The 19460-nt window shown below is 52.2% G+C and carries 14 protein-coding genes; 13 read left to right on the top strand and 1 reads right to left on the bottom strand.

Going from position 1 to position 19460, the window contains the following annotated elements:
- Nucleotides 1-9: 9 nt before the first annotated feature.
- Nucleotides 10-426, bottom strand: coding sequence for a DUF6717 family protein (locus ACKI3C_RS02510; RefSeq protein ID WP_407401717.1), 417 nt, complete (start codon nt 424-426; stop codon nt 10-12).
- Between the two features lie 312 nt (nt 427-738).
- On the opposite strand from ACKI3C_RS02510, the gene ACKI3C_RS02505 reads away from it, so the two are divergent.
- The 13 genes from ACKI3C_RS02505 to ACKI3C_RS02445 all read left to right on the top strand — a co-directional run bounded on the left by ACKI3C_RS02505 (nt 739) and on the right by ACKI3C_RS02445 (nt 19157).
- Nucleotides 739-3780, top strand: coding sequence for a xanthan lyase (locus ACKI3C_RS02505; protein ID WP_407401715.1), 3042 nt, complete (start codon nt 739-741; stop codon nt 3778-3780).
- 6 nt (nt 3781-3786) lie between these two features.
- Nucleotides 3787-5334, top strand: coding sequence for a glycosyltransferase family 2 protein (locus ACKI3C_RS02500; RefSeq protein WP_407401713.1), 1548 nt, complete (start codon nt 3787-3789; stop codon nt 5332-5334).
- A gap of 145 nt (nt 5335-5479) precedes the next feature.
- Nucleotides 5480-6958 (top strand): glycosyltransferase family 2 protein, encoded by a 1479-nt coding sequence (locus ACKI3C_RS02495; protein ID WP_407401737.1) that lies wholly within the window; start codon nt 5480-5482, stop codon nt 6956-6958.
- Nucleotides 6959-7168: 210 nt separating this feature from the next.
- Nucleotides 7169-8122, top strand: coding sequence for a DUF4922 domain-containing protein (locus ACKI3C_RS02490; RefSeq protein ID WP_407401711.1), 954 nt, complete (start codon nt 7169-7171; stop codon nt 8120-8122).
- 14 nt (nt 8123-8136) lie between these two features.
- On the top strand, nt 8137-9477 hold the full coding sequence (locus ACKI3C_RS02485) for a SpoIID/LytB domain-containing protein (RefSeq protein WP_407401709.1): 1341 nt from the start codon (nt 8137-8139) through the stop codon (nt 9475-9477).
- Between the two features lie 62 nt (nt 9478-9539).
- Nucleotides 9540-10853 (top strand): MFS transporter, encoded by a 1314-nt coding sequence (locus ACKI3C_RS02480; protein WP_407401707.1) that lies wholly within the window; start codon nt 9540-9542, stop codon nt 10851-10853.
- A gap of 59 nt (nt 10854-10912) precedes the next feature.
- Nucleotides 10913-11320: a GxxExxY protein gene (locus ACKI3C_RS02475; RefSeq protein ID WP_407401705.1), complete on the top strand. Its 408-nt coding sequence runs from the start codon at nt 10913-10915 to the stop codon at nt 11318-11320.
- A 42-nt stretch (nt 11321-11362) separates the two neighbouring features.
- Complete coding sequence (locus ACKI3C_RS02470) at nt 11363-12613, top strand: DUF1343 domain-containing protein (protein WP_407401703.1); 1251 nt, start codon at nt 11363-11365, stop codon at nt 12611-12613.
- A 49-nt stretch (nt 12614-12662) separates the two neighbouring features.
- Complete coding sequence (locus tag ACKI3C_RS02465; protein ID WP_407401701.1) at nt 12663-15440, top strand: FAD-binding and (Fe-S)-binding domain-containing protein; 2778 nt, start codon at nt 12663-12665, stop codon at nt 15438-15440.
- An 85-nt stretch (nt 15441-15525) separates the two neighbouring features.
- Nucleotides 15526-16680, top strand: a complete 1155-nt coding sequence (locus ACKI3C_RS02460) for an acyltransferase family protein (protein ID WP_407401699.1) — start codon at nt 15526-15528, stop codon at nt 16678-16680.
- A 20-nt stretch (nt 16681-16700) separates the two neighbouring features.
- Entirely contained in the window at nt 16701-17543 is an 843-nt protein-coding gene (locus tag ACKI3C_RS02455; protein ID WP_407401697.1) for an ATPase, read from the top strand.
- A gap of 130 nt (nt 17544-17673) precedes the next feature.
- Nucleotides 17674-18492: an N-acetylmuramic acid 6-phosphate etherase gene (gene murQ, locus ACKI3C_RS02450; protein WP_407401695.1), complete on the top strand. Its 819-nt coding sequence runs from the start codon at nt 17674-17676 to the stop codon at nt 18490-18492.
- Nucleotides 18492-19157: a GDSL-type esterase/lipase family protein gene (locus ACKI3C_RS02445; RefSeq protein WP_407401693.1), complete on the top strand. Its 666-nt coding sequence runs from the start codon at nt 18492-18494 to the stop codon at nt 19155-19157. Before murQ ends, ACKI3C_RS02445 begins: the two co-directional genes overlap by 1 nt.
- Nucleotides 19158-19460: the final 303 nt, after the last annotated feature.

The following is a 19460-nucleotide window of genomic DNA, read 5'->3' as shown; positions in this document are numbered from 1 at the left end:
CGCGCTTGATTAGCTTTTCTTGATGTAAATGTATTTTGGGTAGCGTCCCAGCACAAAGAGGGTGACCGGGCAAAGCCATATTTCACGCTCAAAATCATTTAGACCTGTCACAAAGTAGGTGCTGCCTCCAGTGAGCGTGTGTTCGCGTTGCTCCAGGCATGCATATCCGGGGTGATCTTCACGCTTGTTTGCCGGAATCACTTTGATGTTAGAGACCTTGTCGTCGTCGCTCAAGAAAGCGCAAAGTTTGTCGGCGCCAGCTACCATCATCAGGTTGTGGTGCTCAAAAGGCCATCCTGGAAAATCTACATACCAGTTGCCGTCATCCTCATGATTGAATGTGAGGCTATACTCTTTTTTCTTACCAAACACTGATGATGCAAAGATGCCTGCTCCGCTCGCTAAGTCTTTAATTGTGTAGTTCATAATTTCTAATTTTTAGTTGTTATAACCGTGTAAATATTACACAAGTTCTTGTGCAACCATCATGCCGCACGCTGTTTTCTTGTGTAAATATGACACAATTACATGTCACATGACAGACTTGTGCGCATGCTGTCAGTAATTTTAAAAATGTGTAGTTAAATATTAAATAATGTTTAATAGAGAAAAATGGTTGCCGAAATGCTTTATCAATTGAAATGTTTGTAGTATTTTTGTATTGAGTTATGCTGTGTCCGCTTGTGTTGTGCGGTTGCGGGCGTGCATTTATAATTTTGATAAACTATAAAACTAAATATGAATAAATCGATTACGAAGGCAACGGTAGCAGTTGCGATGCTCATGGCGGGTGCTTCAAGCGCACAAGCCCAGGAACTCTCGGCCGGTCAGTTGGAGAATATCCAGAAGGTGGTTAAGGAGTGTTTGCCCGAGCACATGGTGATAGGTAATTTGAAAGCAAACGAGGTGACTCTGAACGGAGACACCGTGGTGGTGAACCTGAGTGAGAACTTCGGTGACCTGCCATTCACGCAGAGTTCGGTGGAGCAGTTGCGTGACGATGTGAGGAACGCAATGGGCACCCCCTATGCGGGCTATAAGGTGAAACTGCTCATTGACGGCAGCGACATCAACAATTACTTCTCATCGTTTGAGCCTGCCTACAAGCGCAGCCATGCGCCGTTTGTCTCGGTTGTGGATCCTAACCGTCATTACAAGAAAGCCCTTGATGGCAACATCATAGCGTTGTGGCCTAGCCATGGCTGGTATTTCGAGCCCAAGCTGAACCGCTGGGAGTGGCAGCGTGCCCGCATGTTCCAGACTGTTGAGGACATGTACACTCACAGTTATGTGCTGCCGTATCTCATTCCCATGCTGGAGAATGCCGGAGCCTATGTGTGGGATGCACGCGAGCGCGACACGCACAACATAGGAGCCGTGGTCGATAACGACGGCGGTGTGGCACAGAGCACCTACCGCGAGGTGACTGGCGACAAGAAATGGAGTGCCGGCAACCAGGCAGGTTTCGCTTATGCCCGCGCCGAATACAAGGACTTTGAGAATCCGTTTGCCGAGGGAACCTATCGCCAGGTAGAGGTTGCCAAGGATAAGAAGAAACTCTCGACAGCGCATTGGGACGTTGACATGCCCGAGGCTGGCGAGTATGCAGTATATATCAGTTACAAGACGCTGGAGAAAAGCGTCAAGGACGCCCACTACACAGTGAACAGCATGGCAGGCGCCAAGCAGTTTGTCGTGGACCAGACCATGGCCGGCGGCGTGTGGGTTTACATCGGCACATTCCCCTTGCAGAAGGGAATGAACAAAGACCTCGTGGTGCTTAACAACTTGAGCGACAGCAAGGACGGTGTCATCACTGCCGATGCAGTGCGCGTGGGCGGCGGCAAGGGCAACATCGTGCGTCGCGTGGCACTTCCCACCGAGGAGAACAAGGCGCTTGCGGCCAAGCAGGGCAACGAGCGCTGCCTGGGCAACGAGGGCGTCGATTACAAGTATGTGGGCAGCGGCGATCATCCCTGGTTCCACCTAGGTGCACGTTACTACATGCAGTGGTCGGGTTTCCCCAAGGAGGTTTACAGCGAGAGCAACGGTATCAACGACTATACCGACGACTATAAGGACCGCGGTCTGTGGGTGAACTACCTGGCCGGAGGCAGCAAGGTGCTTCCCAAGGCTCAAGGACTCAACGTGCCCGTTGACCTGTCGTTCTGCCTGCACACAGATGCCGGCACCACGATGAACGACGACATCATAGGCACGCTGCTCATCTACAGCACTGCCAAGAACGGAAAGAAGTTTGCAAAATATGAGGACGGCACTCCTCGCGAGCTGTCGCGCCAGTATGCTAACCTCGTATCTACCGAGATAGTGAACGACATCCGTGCAAAGTATGAGCCCAACTGGTCGCGCCGCGGCATGTGGGACAAGCCCTACTACGAGGCACGCACTGCCGAGGTGCCCGCTATCCTCATCGAGTTGCTCTCTCACCAGAACTATGCCGACATGAAGTATGGCCTGGATCCCAATTTCCGTTTTGACGTGAGCCGTGCCATGTATAAGGGCATGCTCAAGTTCCTTGCCCAGCGCGATCACCGCGACTATGAGGTGCAGCCGCTGGCAGTGAACTCGTTTGCAATCAAGCCCGTGGCCGATGTTCGCGGTAGTTTCGTGCTCACGTGGAAGCCCACCGAGGACAAGTTGTGTGACAAGGCCGCTGCCAAGAAATATGTGGTGTGCGAGCGCGTGGGCGACGGAGCCTTCAAGGAGATAGCCATTGTGACCGAACCCACCTATGTGGCAAAGGTCGATGACAACGAGATACACAGTTACCGCATCATTGCCGTTAACGACGGCGGCCGCAGTTTCCCCAGTGAGACACTGTCGCTGGGCATGGCGTTCGGCAGCAAGGGTATGGTGATGGTAGTCAATTCATTCACACGCGTGAGCGGTCCCGACTGGCTCGACGGGCAGGAGTATGCCGGTTTCCTTGACCAGAAGGATCACGGCGTGCCCTACATCCAGCAGATCAACTACCTGGGTTCGCAGCACGAGTTCCGCCGCAACCTTGAGTGGCGCGACGACGATGCACCCGGCTTCGGCGCTTGCCGCAGCAACCACGAGACCGAGGTGATAGCAGGTAACACATTTGACTACACCACAGTGCATGGCAAGTCGATCATGAAGGCTGGCTACTCATTCATCTCGTCGAGCGTAGAGGCAGTAGAGAACGACAATAACCTGCTCTATGGCTGCCACATGGTGGACGTGATCATGGGCAAGCAGAAAGAGATACCCACAGGCCGCGGCGCGATGCCTTCGCGATTCAAGGCCTTCACACCTGGCTTGATGAGCGCTTTGAGCCAATATACCCAGGCCGGCGGCAGCGTGTTCATGAGCGGAGCTTATGTGGCTACCGACATCTGGGACAAGAAGTCTCCCGTCAAGGCAGAGCAAGACTTCGCGCAGAATGTGCTGGGCTACACCTATGTTGACGGCGCTGCTACCCTCAAGGGCGAGGTTTACAGCGTGCCCACAGTGAACAACGGCAACTCAATGCCCGACGGCGTTAAGTATAACTTTGTGAATACACTCAACGATAAGGTCTATGCCGTTGAGTCGCCCGATGCCATCAAGGCAAGCGATAGCAAGGGCAGCACATGGCTGCGTTACAGCGAGAACAACATTCCCGCCGGTATCGTGAGCGACCGCGGCAACTACCGCACAGTGGTTATGGGCTTCCCCTTTGAGGTAATCCCTTGCGACAAGCAGCGTGACTCGATGATGGCCGACATCTTGAAGTGGACACTCAAAGATGAGTAAAAAAGAATGACAACGACCGAATTCATACAGAAACAGGAAGAACGCCTCAAGACGGTGGATTGCTTCGTGAAGTTTTCTTCCATGGAGCAGGCGCAGATGATTGCCGGGCAGTTGCTTGACAACCCGCTGGTGTGCGGCGTGGACTTCCTCGTGACAGGCGACATAGACCTGCGCTGGCAGGACCAGTTGCCGGCATGCGGTTTCTATAGCATCGACTCAATAAACTCGAGTGCAACCATGCGCACCATAGCGGCAGCTGCATCGAGCAAATATACCTTGCTTTACACCAAGGATGATGAGCTGATGCTGGGCTACAAGGCACTCGAGCGCTTCGAGCGGCTGGCTGGCGACACAGGTGCGGGCATGCTCTATGCCGACCATTACCACATCAAAGCCGGCAAGCGTGCCAAAGCCCCTGTGATTGACTATCAGATGGGCAGCCTGCGCGATGAGTTTGACTTCGGTTCGGTGCTGTTTTTCCGCACTTCGGCTTTAAAAGAGAGTGCATTGCGCATGAGCGGCGACTACAAGGTGGCAGGCCTCTACGACCTGCGTCTGAAGTTGTCGCAGCGATATGCGCTAGAACATATCAACGAATATCTCTATACCGACGTTGAGCGCGACTTGCGCACAAGCGGAGAGAAGATATATGACTACTGCGACCCGCGCAATGCGGCATCGCAGCAGGAATTTGAGGCAGCGTGCACCAGCCACTTGAAGGACATAGGCGCATACTTGAGTTACGACATGTTTACCCCCGAGTGCGACAAGGTGGTGTGCTACGATGGCGGAGAGTCGCAGTGGCCGGTGGAGTGCACGGTTATCATACCGGTGCTCAACCGTGTGCGAGTGATAAAGGACGCTATCGACAGCGTGCTCATGCAAGACACTGACTTCAAGTTTAACTTGATCGTCGTGGACAACCACTCGACCGACGGCACAACTCAAGCGATAGATGAGTATGCAGGCGACCCTCGCGTGATACACATTATCCCCGAGCGTGACGACCTGGGCATAGGCGGTTGCTGGAACCTGGCAGCGTTTGACGATCGTGCCGGCCGCTTCGTGATGGGGCTCGACAGCGATGATCTCTTTGCGCATGCGCATGTGTTGCAGGCGATGGTTGACAAGTTTAAGGAGGGCGATAACCTCATGGCTGGTCCTGCGATGGTAGTGGGCACCTACAAGGTGGTGAACGCCGACCTTGATGAGATTGCCCCTGGCATCATCGACCACCACGAGTGGACTCCTGCCAACGGACGCAACAACCTGCTGCGTGTGAACGGCATAGGCGGCCCTCGCGCATTCTACACGCCTATCTATCGCGATATAGCGTTGTCCAATACCAGTTATGGCGAGGACTACGGCATGTCGCTGATGATATCTCGCAACTATGCTATCGACCGTGTGTGGGATGTGATGACGCTGGCCCGTCGCTGGGACGACAATACCGATGCCGACCTTGACATCGAGAGCGAGAACGCTAACAATGTGTATAAAGACCGCCTGCGCACGTGGGAAATTAAAGCCCGAATTGCACAGAATAAAGGGTGAACGTGGTAAAGGTTTAAAAGTTTAAAGGTTTAAGGGGCCGGCTAATCCGGATATTCCGGGTTGTCCGTGGGATTACGGGGACACTTGAACGATAACAAAGAGAGAAATAAAAATATAAATATTATAACAACTTTTTAATTAACAAATCATGGGAAGAATTAATTGTTTCATTCCTTTTGCCAATGCCGCACAGGCACAGGCAACTATCGAAGGCCTTAAGGCTAACGAACTTGTAAACAAAATCTATCTGCTTGCCAATGCTGACGCTGAGGGCACAGTGGAGGGTTGCGAGGTTATCAATATCAACAACCTCACATCTACTGCAACAATGAAGGCTATCGCTGAGAAGGCTGATGCTGACTTCGCAATGGTTTACACCAAGTATGTAAGCCTCAAGTTTGCTCCCTTCGCAATCGAGCGCTTCGTGAAACTTGCCGAGGACAGCCAAGCAGGCATGCTCTATGCTGACCACTATAACGTAACTGAAAAGGGTGCCGACAAGGCTCCCGTCATCGACTATCAGTATGGTAGCCTTCGCGATGACTTCGACTTTGGTTCTGTTCTGTTCTTCTGCTCATGCTGCTTGAAGAAGGCTGCTGGCAACCTGAAGAGCGAATATGAGTTCGCTGGCCTCTATGACCTGCGCCTCAAGCTGTCGCAGTTTGCCGAGATCTGCCACATCAACGAGTTCCTCTACAGCGACGTAGAACTTGACACCCGCAAGAGCGGCGAGAAGATCTTTGACTATGTTGATCCCCGCAATCGTGGCCGCCAGATCGAGATGGAGGCAGCTTGCACCGAGCACCTGAAGGAAATAGGCGGTTACCTGGCACCTGTAAAGGAAGACGGCACCCCCAACTTCAAGCACATCGAGTTCAACCAGGGCGAATTTGAGGTAGAGGCTACCGTGATGATTCCCGTGCGCAACCGCATCCGCACTATCCGCGAGGCTATCGACAGCGTGCTCATGCAGAAGACCAATTTCAAGTTCAACCTCATGGTTGTGGACAACTGGTCAACCGACGGTACACGTGAGGCTATCGCTGCCTACACCGACGAGCGTCTCATCCACATCATCGCCGACTATCACGACATGGGCATCGGTGGTTACTGGAACCTTGCTGCTCACCATGAGAAGGCTGGTAAGTTCATCGTGCAGCTCGACAGCGACGACCTGTACAAGGACGAGAACACATTGCAGACAATGGTTGACGCATTCTACGAGCAGAACGTTGCTATGGTAGTGGGCACTTACCAGATGGTAAATGCTAAACTCGAGGAGATTCCCCCCGGCGTGATCGATCATAAGGAGTGGACACCCGAGAACGGCCGCAACAATGCCCTGCGCATCAATGGTCTGGGCGCTCCCCGTGCATTCTACACACCCGTGTTGCGCGACGTGAAGATTCCTAACACTAGCTACGGTGAGGATTATGCTCTGGGTCTGAACATCTCTCGCGTTTACCAGATTGGCCGCGTTTACATCCCCGTTTACCTGTGCCGCCGCTGGGACGACAACAGCGATGCATCGCTCGACATCGACAAGATGAACCGCAACAACCTCTACAAGGATCGCATCCGCACTTGGGAACTCCAGGCTCGCGTTGCGATGAACAAGAAGTGAGGTTAAAAGTTTAAAAGTTTAAGAACGCCTTTTGGGCTTTAAGACATTAAGATTTTAAGACTTTAGGGCTATTAGGATTGTTATAAACTGAAAGAAATTATCCGAAATTATTCAAAATTATTTTTTCGGTATATTCAACAAAATCTGTTGTTAATATTTTTTCTGATTTAGGATAGTTTCTTTCAGTTTCCTTTCTTCGACTGAAAAATTATGCAACAACAAGTTCATGACTTGATAGATCGCCAGCTGCGCGACTGGGACACCGCACGTGAAAACTATGCGGCGCTGGGTCGCGTGCGCTTGCGCGATTTTGAGATTGCAGGACGCAGTGTTGTTGTGATGCAGTATAACCCCGAGCGCAAGCGTTCGAGCGGAGCCAGCGTTGACGCGGCGTCGCTCATGGCTCGCCCGTGTTTCCTGTGCAAGGAGCACCAGCCCGTGGAACAGGAGACGATAGAGTGGGAGGGACGTTACAAGATTCAGGTGAACCCTTATCCTATCTTCCCCGACCACCTCACTATCTCCGCCCTGGAGCACACGCCGCAGAGCATCGCTGGGCGTCGCATCGACGACATGCTCAACCTGGCACGCCTGCTTGACGACTTCGTGCTCTTCTACAACGGGCCTCGTTGCGGGGCTTCGGCGCCCGACCACATGCACTTCCAGGCTGGTAACAAGGGATTCATGCCCTTGTGCGACGAGGTTATGGACGAGTCGCTGTGGACCCCCGAGCAGCTGTTGCTCACGAGCAAAGAAGGGTTCCTCGGGTTTACCGACCAGCTGGGACGCAACTTGTTTTTCATCAAGGCCAGCGAGAGGGTAGTGGCCTCATTGCTCTTTGCCCGCTTGCAGCTTGCCATGATCGTGGCCAGCGGCAATGCTGATGACGAGCCCATGATGAACGTGCTGTGCTGGTGGGAACAAGGGAACTACTGCATCGTGGTCTTTCCCAGGCGCAAACACCGTCCCGAGTGCTATGGCGAGGGCGACGGGCAGATGCTCGTGAGTCCGGCATCGGTGGATATGGGGGGCGTGTGGGCTATACCTGTGGAGAAAGACTTTGAAGACATCACCGGCGACCAAGTGCAGGGTATCTACGACGAGCTGTGCATGGATGGAGCCGGAATGGTGAAAATTATTGAAACATTAATACAACTAGATTAAACAATCAAACTATTATGTGTGAAGTACCACGAGTGCGCGTGGGCATCATGAGTGAGCCCGCAATAGACTTTGTCCTGAACAACGAGTATAAACTGGGCGAAGAGTCATATACTGGCGTGCAAAGCGTGCGTTGTGTAGATGGCAAGGTGGAGTGGAACGGCGTGAAATATGACGACCTTCACTTTGTGCCGGTGAACGAGGAAAGCGATTCGTTCACGTTGCGTGACGTTACCATAGGCGTGAGTTTCCACTGGCGCCGCAAGGAAAACCAGACATTCCGTGGAGCGCTTCACATCATCGTCGAGGACGACAAGCTCACGGCGGTGAATATCCTCTCGGTGGAGGAGTATCTGCTCAGTGTGATTTCAAGCGAGATGAGTGCAACGGCATCGCTCGAGCTGCTCAAGGCTCATGCTGTGATTTCGCGCAGCTGGCTGCTTGCCCAGATTACCCCCGAGAACACAGTTGCGGCATCGTGCAGCTGCGACGATCATCCCCGCTACCGCGAACTCGCTGCTTGCAACACAGCGGGCGAACTCGTGAAGTGGTGGGACCACGACGACCACAAGAACTTTGACGTGTGTGCCGACGACCACTGCCAGCGCTACCAGGGCATCACTCGTGCCAGCACCGAGACTGTGCGCGACGCAATCAAGGCCACCTGGGGACAGGTGCTCATGCAGGGCGGACTGCTGTGCGACGCGCGATTCTCGAAGTCATGCGGCGGCGTGTATGAGGAGTTTGAGAATTGCTGGGAACCCCGTCACCATGACTACCTCGTGGCACGACGCGACGGAGAGGATGAGATGGATTTTCCCGACCTTACCCGCGAGGACAACGCTGCCGAGTGGATTCTCTCCTCGCCCAAGGCTCATTGCAACACTAACGACAAGGAAATCCTGTCGCAGGTGCTCAATGACTATGACCAAGAAACTACCGACTTCTACCGCTGGTCGGTTGAATACAGCGGTGAACAACTTGCCGACCTTATCAAGCGTCGCACAGGCGACGACTATGGTCGCATCAAGGACCTTCAGCCCGTGGCTCGCGGCACAAGCGGCCGCCTTTATAAATTGAAGGTGGTGGGCGAGAACATGAGCCGCACCATAGGCAAGGAACTTACTATACGCTACGCATTGAGCGAGAGCGCTCTATATAGTTCGGCATTCGTTGTTGAGAAACACGATGTGAGCGAGGATGGCTATCCTGCTAAGTTTGTGCTGCGCGGAGCTGGCTGGGGCCACGGCGTGGGTTTGTGCCAGATAGGTGCCGCCGTGATGGGTGCCAAGGGCTATGACTACAAGCAGATTCTGCTGCACTACTTCATAGGTGCTGACATCGATAAGCAGTATTGAAGCGCGCTGGTATTTCCAGTACTTCCGGCAAAAATGAAAATAAATTAAAAAACAAAATAGATATGAAAGAAACCGTTAAAACTAAATCTCCCTGGTGGTGGGTACCCACTTTGTACTTCGCTGAAGGTGTACCTTACTTTGTCGTAAACAATATTTCAGTGATGATGTTCACAAAGATGGGCGTGCCCAACGGAGACATGTCTTTTTTCACTACTTTGCTCTATTTCCCTTGGTTCCTTAAGGGTATTTGGAGTCCTGTTGTTGATGTGGTAAAGACTAAACGCTGGTGGATTGTAGCGATGCAGATCCTCATGACTGCAATGATGATTGCGCTCACACTTACTCTTCCCAAACCTGATGTTGTAGCCGGTCAGGATACGTCTATCAGCATCTTTTGGTTTACCCTGATACTGTTTATCGTTGCAGCCTTTGCGTCGGCGACACACGATATTGCCGCCGATGGTTATTATATGCTGGCTCACAGTCCCAGCAGTCAGGCAGCCTTCATAGGCGTGCGCAGTGTGTTCTACCGTGTGGCTTCAGTTTTTGGCCAAGGTGTTCTTGTGTATATTGCTGGTAAGGTTGAGACTAACACAGGTGATATTCCCTGGTCATGGCAGGTGACCCTGGGTGTGGCTGCTACTGTATTTTTCCTGATTACTCTGTATCACACATTTACATTGCCACGCAGTGCTGATGACAAGCCTCGCATTGATGCCGATGCGGCTGGTTCGGCTAAAGCTAATCTTGTGGAACTTGCTAACTCGTTCAAAACATTCGTTAAGAAACCTGGTGTGCTTCTGGCTATCGCATTCATGCTGCTTTATCGCTTGCCCGAGGGTTTCTTGATTAAGCTATGTCAGCCTTTCCTCGTAGATCCCAATGGCTTGAACCTTCCTACTGAAGACGTTGGTACGATCTATGGTGTCTTTGGTGTGATAGCATTATTGGTTGGTGGCATTCTTGGTGGAGTGTATTCATCTCGCGTGGGTCTTAAGAAATCGCTGTGGGTGATGGCTGCATTCATGACTCTGCCTTGCCTCACCTTTGTTTACTTGGCAATCGCTCAGCCTACTAATCACCTTATCATTACTATTGCACTTTGTATTGAGCAATTTGGCTATGGCTTTGGCTTTACTGCTTACATGCTTTACATGATGTACTTCAGCGAAGGCGAGTTCAAGACATCCCACTATGCTATCTGTACTGCATTCATGGCATTGAGCATGATGCTTCCCGGCTTTGTGGCTGGTTACATTCAGGAAGCAATCGGTTATGTCAACTTCTTCTGGATGGTTATGGCTTGCTGCATTGCAACCCTTCTTGTAACCTACTTCGTTGACAAGAAAATTGACCCCAACTACGGCCGCAAGTAATCTAAGTTCTTGTTGTTATTTTTTTTAGAAACTACGGATTATCTGATTTTCTGAATTATATGGAAAAGAAGAAATATTATTTAGAAGAAGAAACCTATAATATTCGGGGTGCCATGTTAAGGGTACACGAGGTTTTAGGCTGTGGCTTTCTAGAAAAAGTATATCAAGAAGCTCTTGAAATAGAGTTTAATAAAAGAGATATTCCATTCAAACGGGAGGTGAAATTGCCCATTTATTATGATGGAAATCTTTTGTCTACTATTTATATAGCTGATTTTGTATGTTATGATAAAATAATAGTAGAATTAAAGGCTGTTTCCTGTCTTTCTGAAATACATGAAGCTCAAGTTTTCAATTACCTTTATGCTACAGGATATGACTTGGGACTATTGGCTAATTTCGGAGAAGGTTCCCTTGTCGTAAAAAGATTGTTTAATTATAAAAAATATAAGTTAAATAATAAGTAATAAGATAAAATCAGAAAATCAGAAAATCCGTAGTTTTTTATTATGAAGAAGATAATTTTTACATTAGCACTGTGTGTTGTGGCTGTGGCTGCGAGTGCTATCGTTAAGCCTGGCGTTGAGGTGCTGCGTGACGGTGGTTTCAAGGTGCTTGATGGCAAGCGCGTGGGGTTGGTTACTAATCCCAGCGGCATTGACAACGACCTGAAATCAACTGTTGACATCATCAACGAGGCAGGCAACTGCAAGCTCGTGGCGCTGTATGGCCCCGAGCATGGAGTGCGCGGCAATGCTCATGCCGGCGATGCTGTGGGCGATGCGTTGGATCCTAATACTGGCATCAAGATGTATTCGCTCTATGGCAAGACCCACAAGCCCACTGCCGAGATGCTCAAGGACATCGATGTGCTGGTCTATGACATCCAGGATATAGGTTGCCGCAGCTACACTTTCTATGCAACCATGGGTGTGTGCATGGAGGCATGTGCCGAGAATAACAAGGAATTTGTGGTTCTTGACCGTCCCAATCCCCTGGGTGGCAACAAGGTGGAGGGTAACCTCGTGGAAGAAGGCTATTTCTCGTTCGTGAGCAAGTATGCCATTCCTTATCTTTATGGCCTCACTCCCGGCGAACTTGCGCAGTACCTCAACGGCGAGGGTGTGATCAGCAAGAAGGCTGGCAAGCCGTGCAAGCTCACCGTCGTGCCCATGGAGGGCTGGAAGCGCAGCATGAAGTTCCGCGAGACCGGTATGCCCTGGGTGGCTCCTTCACCCCAGATTCCTGCTCCCGAGAATGCTTTCTTCTATCCCGTGTCGGGAGTCATCGGAGAGCTCTATATCTTCAACACCGGCATTGGCTACACCTTGCCTTTTGAGACATTCGCAACATCATGGATCGACGCCGATAAGCTGTGCGAGAAGATGAATGCGCTCAACCTGCCCGGCATCAAGTTCCGCCCTATCAACTACAAGCCCTTCTACGACCTCTCGTGGGTGGTAGAGAAAGAAAAGGGCAAGGAGGTGCATGGCGTGCAGACCTATATCACCGACTTTGACAAGGCCGAACTCACCCTCGTGCAGTTCTATTTCTTGCAGGTGGTACATGAGATGTACCCCGACGTGACACTGTTTGACCAGAACCCCAAGCGCTTCGGCATGTTTGACAAGGTGTGTGGCACCAAGGAGATACGCGAGCGTTTCAGCAAACGCTACAAGGTAGAAGACATCAAGGACTACTTCAACAAGGACACCGAGGCATTCAAGGCCAAGTCTTCAAAGTATTATCTGTATAAATAATAGCTAGAAAATCTAGACAATCTAGAACTTCTAGAAAATTAATAATATTATGACCGAACGGTATAAACAATATGTGCAGCGCATAGGTGCGTTTATCGACAAGGACCGCATCTATACCGACGACTTGCGAACCCTTGCATGGGGTACCGACGCTGGCTTTTACCGCTATGTGCCGCAGGTAGTGGTGCGCTCTCGCACAGAGCAGGAGGTGTCGCAGCTGCTGGCAGTGGCCCACGAGATGAAACTTCCTGTCACATTCCGTGCCGCGGGCACCAGCCTCTCGGGCCAGACGTGCACCGACAGCATTCTCATCGTGGCAGGCAAGAACTGGGAGAAATACAGCATCTCGCCCGACGCTTCTCACATCACCATGCAACCAGGCCTGGTGGGTGCTCGCGTGGATCAGTTATTGGCTCCGCTGGGACGCACCTTCACCCCCGACCCGGCTTCGAAGAGTTCGGCCATGGTGGGCGGCATCGTGATGAACAACGCCTCGGGCATGAGTTGCGGCACCCACGCCAATAGCGACCAGGAGCTGGAATCGCTGCGCATAGTCATGGCCGACGGCACTGTGCTCGACACTGGCAGCGAGGCAAGCCGTAAGGCGTTTGCCCAGTCGCATCCGGAGTTTGTCAAGAGCATAGAGGACTTGCGCGACCGCGTGATGGCCGACGAGGAACTCGTGTCTCGCATACGCCGCAAGTATTCAATCAAGTGCGTCACAGGCTTGAACATATATCCCTTTGTAAGGTACACCGACCCGTTCGACATCATCGCCCACTTGATGGTGGGCAGCGAGGGCACGCTGGGCTTTGCCAGCGAGTTCACCATGCGCACCGGGCATTTGAGCCCGTTCAAGGCGAGTGCGATGCTCTACTTTGCCTCTATGCGACGTGCATGCGAGGCTGTGGTTGAGATGAAGAAGGGCCCCGTGCACTGCGCCGAGCTGCTCGACAAGAAATCGCTTGAGAGCGTAAACGACAATACGGGCGAGAATCTCACGGCTGTCCTTATCCAGACGTTTGCCGACTCGCAGGACGAACTGGATGCCAACATCGCGGCAATCAACAAGATTCTGGAGCCATACGAGCTCTATGTGCCTGCAAAGTTTACCAGCGATCCGCGTGAGTATGGCAAGTACTGGGCGATACGTTCAGGCATCTTCCCCAGCGTGGGCGGTACCCGACCGCTGGGAACCACCGTCATCATCGAGGACGTGGCGTTCCACATCGAGGACTTGCCCGAAGCAACCGTCGATCTTGCCAACATGCTCGTGGAGCACGGCTATGAGGACAGTTGCATCTACGGCCACGCCCTTGAGGGCAACTATCACTTCATCATCTCGCAGTCGTTTGACACGCCCGAGGAGATCGCACGTTACCGCAACCTCATGAACGAGATTGTGAAGCTTGTCATCGACAAGTATGACGGTTCGCTCAAGGCAGAGCACGGCACCGGCCGCAACATGGCTCCCTTTGTGGTGAAGGAATGGGGTGAGAAAGCCTATGAGGTGATGCGCGAGGTGAAACGTATCTTCGACCCGCAGGGCATACTCAATCCAGGCGTGATTTTCAATGATGACCCCGAATGCTTCATCAAGAACATCAAACCCATGCCCCGCACTAACGATCATGTAGATAAGTGCATCGAGTGTGGTTTCTGCGAGCCCAACTGCTTGGCTTACGGCCTCACCATGTCGTCGCGCCAGCGCATCATCGTGCAGCGCGAGATTGCACGTCTCACCAAGACGTGTGAAGACCCTGCGAGACTTACACGACTGAAATATGCTTATAAATATTATGGCGACGCTACCTGTGCTGCCGACGGCCTGTGCAGCACGTCGTGTCCCATGAAGATAAACACGGGTGACCTCACCCATGACATCCGCAATGCCGCCCATGCCCCTGGCACTACGGCGCACAGCGTGGGCAACTTTGCCGCCAACAATTTTGCTGCTGTGAAGACTGCGTTGAAGGGTGCTCTATATGTTGCCTCGGCAGCACACAGTGTGCTGGGCGACAGCAATGTGGCTTCCCTGGGTCGTGCTATGCACAGCGTGGGATTGCCATTGTGGACACCCTCGTTGCCCAAGGCTCACAGCATGAAACCGCTTGTTGCCCCCGTGCAGGAGAAGAAAGTGGTTTATTTCCCGAGCTGCCTCAACCAGACCATGGGCCATGCCAAGACTGGCGTGCAGACCGACCTCGTGGATAAGGTTGTGGAATTCCTGGGTCGTGCTGGGTGGCAGGTGATTTTCCCCAAGGGTATGGAGAAGATGTGCTGCGGCATGATATGGGAGAGCAAGGGCATGCCCGACGTGGCCGACCGCAAGACTGCCGAACTGGAGGCTGCGATGCTTGCAGCCAGCGAGAACGGCAAGTATCCTGTGATGTGCGACCAGAGCCCATGCCTGCATCGCATGCGTGAGCACATGAAACGCATCAAGCCGCTCGAACTCATGGAGTTTATCCACGACTATGTGGCCGACGACCTCACGTTCCGCCAGACCGATGAACCTGTGGCACTGCACATCACTTGCTCTAGCCGCCACATGGGGCTGGTGGATAAGATTGTGTCGCTAGCCCGCCGTTGCTCGAGCAACGTGGTGCTACCCGAGGGAGTGGGATGCTGCGGTTTTGCCGGCGACAAGGGTTTCACCCATCCCGAGCTCAACAAGCACGCGCTGCGCAAGCTGCGTCCCGCCATCGAGGCTGCTGGCGTGAAACGAGGTTTCTCTAACAGCCGCACCTGCGAGATAGGCCTGACGACCAACAGCGGCGTGCCTTACCAGTCACTCATCTACCTCATCGACGAGGCGACGAGGTGACGAGGTGACGAAACGCCCGCGAGGCGGGCTACGAAAAAGTAAATTAACTATAGAGATTATAGAAGTATAGATTGTATAAAAAATTATGACTAAAGAAAATAAACGACTTCTGGCAGTGGATATCTTGCGCGGGATTACTGTGGCAGGTATGTTGCTGGTTAATAACCCGGGCTCGTGGGGGCATCTTTACACTCCGCTTGAGCATGCCGAGTGGATCGGGCTCACACCCACTGACCTCGTGTTCCCGTTCTTCATGTTCGTGATGGGTGTGTCGATGTTCTTCTCGCTGCGCAAGTTCAACTTCAAGTTGAGCGGTGGCGTGTTGCTCAAGATATGCCGCCGCACGGTGCTGCTGTTCCTCATCGGCTGGATGGTGCAGTGGTTCGGCATGTGGCTGCGATCGCTCTATAACCCCGATGTCACATTCTTTGATGTGATGTTTGCCAAGCTGCGCATCCTGGGAGTGTTCCAGCGCCTGGCATTGGTTTATTTCTTTGGCAGCATGGTAGCGGTGCTGTTCAAGCAACGCTTCATTCCGTGGATCATAGGCATCATCCTTGTTGCCTATGCAGTGATACTGGGCATGGGCCAGGGCTACGATTTCACTAGCGACAACATCCTGTGCCGCTTTGACACAGCGGTTCTGGGCGAGGACCACATGTATCATGAGAGTGCTGGTGGCATCACGCTAGCTCTCGACCCCGAGGGCATCCTGAGCACATTGCCTTGCATTGCCCATGTTCTCATAGGCCTGATGGTGGGCAAGTGCCTCACCGAGGTGCACGACAACCGCGACCGCATCGTCCAGATAACAGTGTGGGGCGGGGTGATGCTGCTGGTGGGCTGGCTCTTGCAGTATGGCATTCCGTGTGCCAAGAAAGCTTGGACATCGTCCTACGTGCTCATCACTTGCGGCATGGCATCGAGCGTGCTAGCGATGCTCATCTATGCCATCGACGTCAAGGGACACAACAAGTGGTGCCGATTCTTCCAGTCGTTTGGCGTTAACCCCTTGTTCTGCTACTTGCTGGGTTCTATCTTTGCCATTGCATTCGGCACAATACGCCTGGGCATGGACGGCGACACTCCCATCACCATCAAGAGCATGCTCTACCACATGTGGCAGGCAGTGACCACCACCGACGAGGCTGCATCTTGCCTCTATGCCATCACATTCGTGCTCATCACATGGTGCTTTGGCTATATCCTTTACAAGAAAAAAATTTACATCAAAATATAAACCTACTTAACTGAACAATTATGATTTTAATTGCTGACTGCGGATCAACCAAGATAGACTGGTGTCTGCTCAACGGTAGCGAGAAAGTCGCTCAAATTTTTACTGTCGGTATGAATGCACTGATGCTCACACAAGAAGAGATGACAGAGCGCATCAAGACCGAACTCATGCCTCACATCGTGAGCTACAAGGTGGATGAGATCTACTACTACGGTGCAGGAATCATCAGTGAAGAGATCAAGAACAACGTTATAAATGCCCTCAAAGCCAACATTCCCACTGCCACCAAGATAGAGGTTGACAGCGACCTGCTGGCAGCTGCACGTGCATTGTGCGGTCACGAGCCTGGCATCGCTTGCATCATGGGCACTGGTTCTAACTCTTGCTACTACGACGGCGAGAAGGTTGTCGATAACGTGTCTCCCCTGGGTTATATCCTGGGTGACGAGGGTAGCGGCGCCGTCCTGGGCAAGCTCCTCGTGGGCGATGTGCTCAAGAAGCAGCTCCCCGAACACATCTGCGAGGCATTCCTCAAGGAGTATGACCTGGACCGCACCAAGATTATCACTGCTGTTTACCGCCAGCACCCTGCTAACCGTTTCCTGGCCCAGTTTGCTCCGTTCTTGCAGAAGAACATGGACGAGCCAGCGGTCCATGACCTGGTAGTGCGCGCATTCACTGCATTCTTCCAGCGCAACGTTGCCAGCTATGACAACTACAAGAACCTGCCTTGCAACTTCGTGGGTTCGATTGCGTTCTATCAGAAGAAGGCCCTCACCGAGGCTGCCGAGGCTCTGGGTATCACCATAGGTACTATCATCCAGGCTCCCATGGAAGGTCTCATTAAGTATCATTCTTGTTGAGGAGTTTAAGATTTTAAAAGTTTAAAAGTTTAAAAGTTTAAAAGTTTAAGAGTTTAAGAGGATTCGATTTTTCGATGATTCGATATTTCGATGATTCGATTTTATCTCAACATTTAATAAATAATAGACTATGGCTTTTGTTAAAATAAGCGAGCAACCGTCGCTCTATAATGATCTTGAGAAGAAGAGCGTGCATGAATTGCTCACCGATATCAACCGCGAGGACCACAAGGTGGCCGACGCCGTTGAGAAGGCTATTCCCCAAATTGAGAAACTCGTTACTGGCATTGTGGAACGCATGAAGAAGGGCGGTCGCCTGTTCTACATGGGTGCAGGCACTAGCGGTCGCCTGGGCGTGCTCGACGCTAGCGAGATTCCTCCCACATTCGGCATGGATCCGGGTTGGATCATCGGTCTCATTGCCGGTGGCGACCACGCACTGCGCAACGCTGTGGAGAATGCCGAGGACGATACCGTGCAGGGCTGGAAAGACTTGCAGGCATTCAACGTTAACGAGAAAGATACCATCGTGGGCATCGCTGCCTCGGGCACTACCCCCTACGTGATAGGCGCATTGCGCGACGCTCGTGCTCATGGCTGCCTCACGGCTTCGATCAGCAGCAACCCCGACTCGCCTGCTGGCGAGGTGGCAGAGATTGCCATCGAGATGGTTGTGGGGCCTGAATATGTTACCGGTAGCTCTCGCATGAAGAGCGGCACAGGCCAGAAACTCATCTGCAACATGATTTCTACTAGCGTGATGATTCAGATGGGCCGCGTGAAGGGCAACAAGATGGTGAACATGCAGCTCTCTAACGCTAAGCTCGTGGACCGCGGCACACGCATGGTTATCGACGAGCTGGGTCTGGAATATGAAGAGGCAAAGCGCCTGCTCCTGCTCCACGGCAGCGTGAAGAAGGCTGTTGACGCCTATAACGAAGGCAAGTGATGAAACAACTCATTATCACTCTACTAGCTCTCATTGCCATGATCCCCGAGACCCAGGCACAGCAGCAGTGGACCAACACCGATCCTTACTATGCCCGCCGTGTCACCTTGTTCGAGATGCTGCCCGTGGGCAAGAAGGACATCGTGTTCATGGGCAATAGCCTCACCGATGGGTGTGAGTTTCACGAGTTGCTGGGCAACCCGCACATCAAGAACCGCGGCATCGTGGGCGACATCGTTCAAGGTCTAATCGAGCGCGCCGACCTGGTGATCAAGGGACAGCCTCGCAAGATATTCATCATGTGCGGAGTCAATGACATCTCGCACGACGTGAGCGGCGACAGCATAGCACGCGCCATGGAGCGACTTGTGGTGATGATCAAGAAGGGTAGCCCCCGCACCAAGGTCTATGTGCAGAGCATGCTTCCGTTCAACAACAAAGTGCGCGAGTGGAAACTGCTCAAAGACCGTGAGCATGTGGTGGTTGAAGGCAATGCAGCCCTCGAACAGATGGCTCGCCGCCAGGGTGTGACGTTCATCAACCTGTATCCGCTCTTTGTGGATGAAGAAGGGTTGCTCAAGAAGGAGTTCACCAACGACGGCCTGCACCTCATGGGACCGGCTTATGCCGTGTGGCGCGACGCAGTGGCTCCATATGTGAAGTGAAAAATTAAGGTGGGTTCTATTAGTACCTATTCAGCAATGGTATTTTGGGTAATATCCCCGCGCAGATCTCACTGATAACACTGATTTAATAATAACTGAAAGAAATTAAAATAATTAGAATAATTTCTTATTCAGTTAAATCAGAGCAATCTGTTGTAACTATACTCAACTTTAGCATTTGATAATAAATATTGCTAATTTATTGTCCGGCAGGACAATACCTAAATAACCCCCACCGCCGAACGAAGTGGCGGTGGGGGAAGAAATGCAACACGCACTGCGTCCAGCAGGACGCTAATCGGA

Origin of the sequence: Sodaliphilus sp., from assembly GCF_045598405.1 — a bacterium.
Classification (GTDB): Bacteria; Bacteroidota; Bacteroidia; order Bacteroidales; family Muribaculaceae; genus Sodaliphilus; species Sodaliphilus limicaballi.
This window is presented reverse-complemented; position numbering and strand designations above follow the sequence as displayed.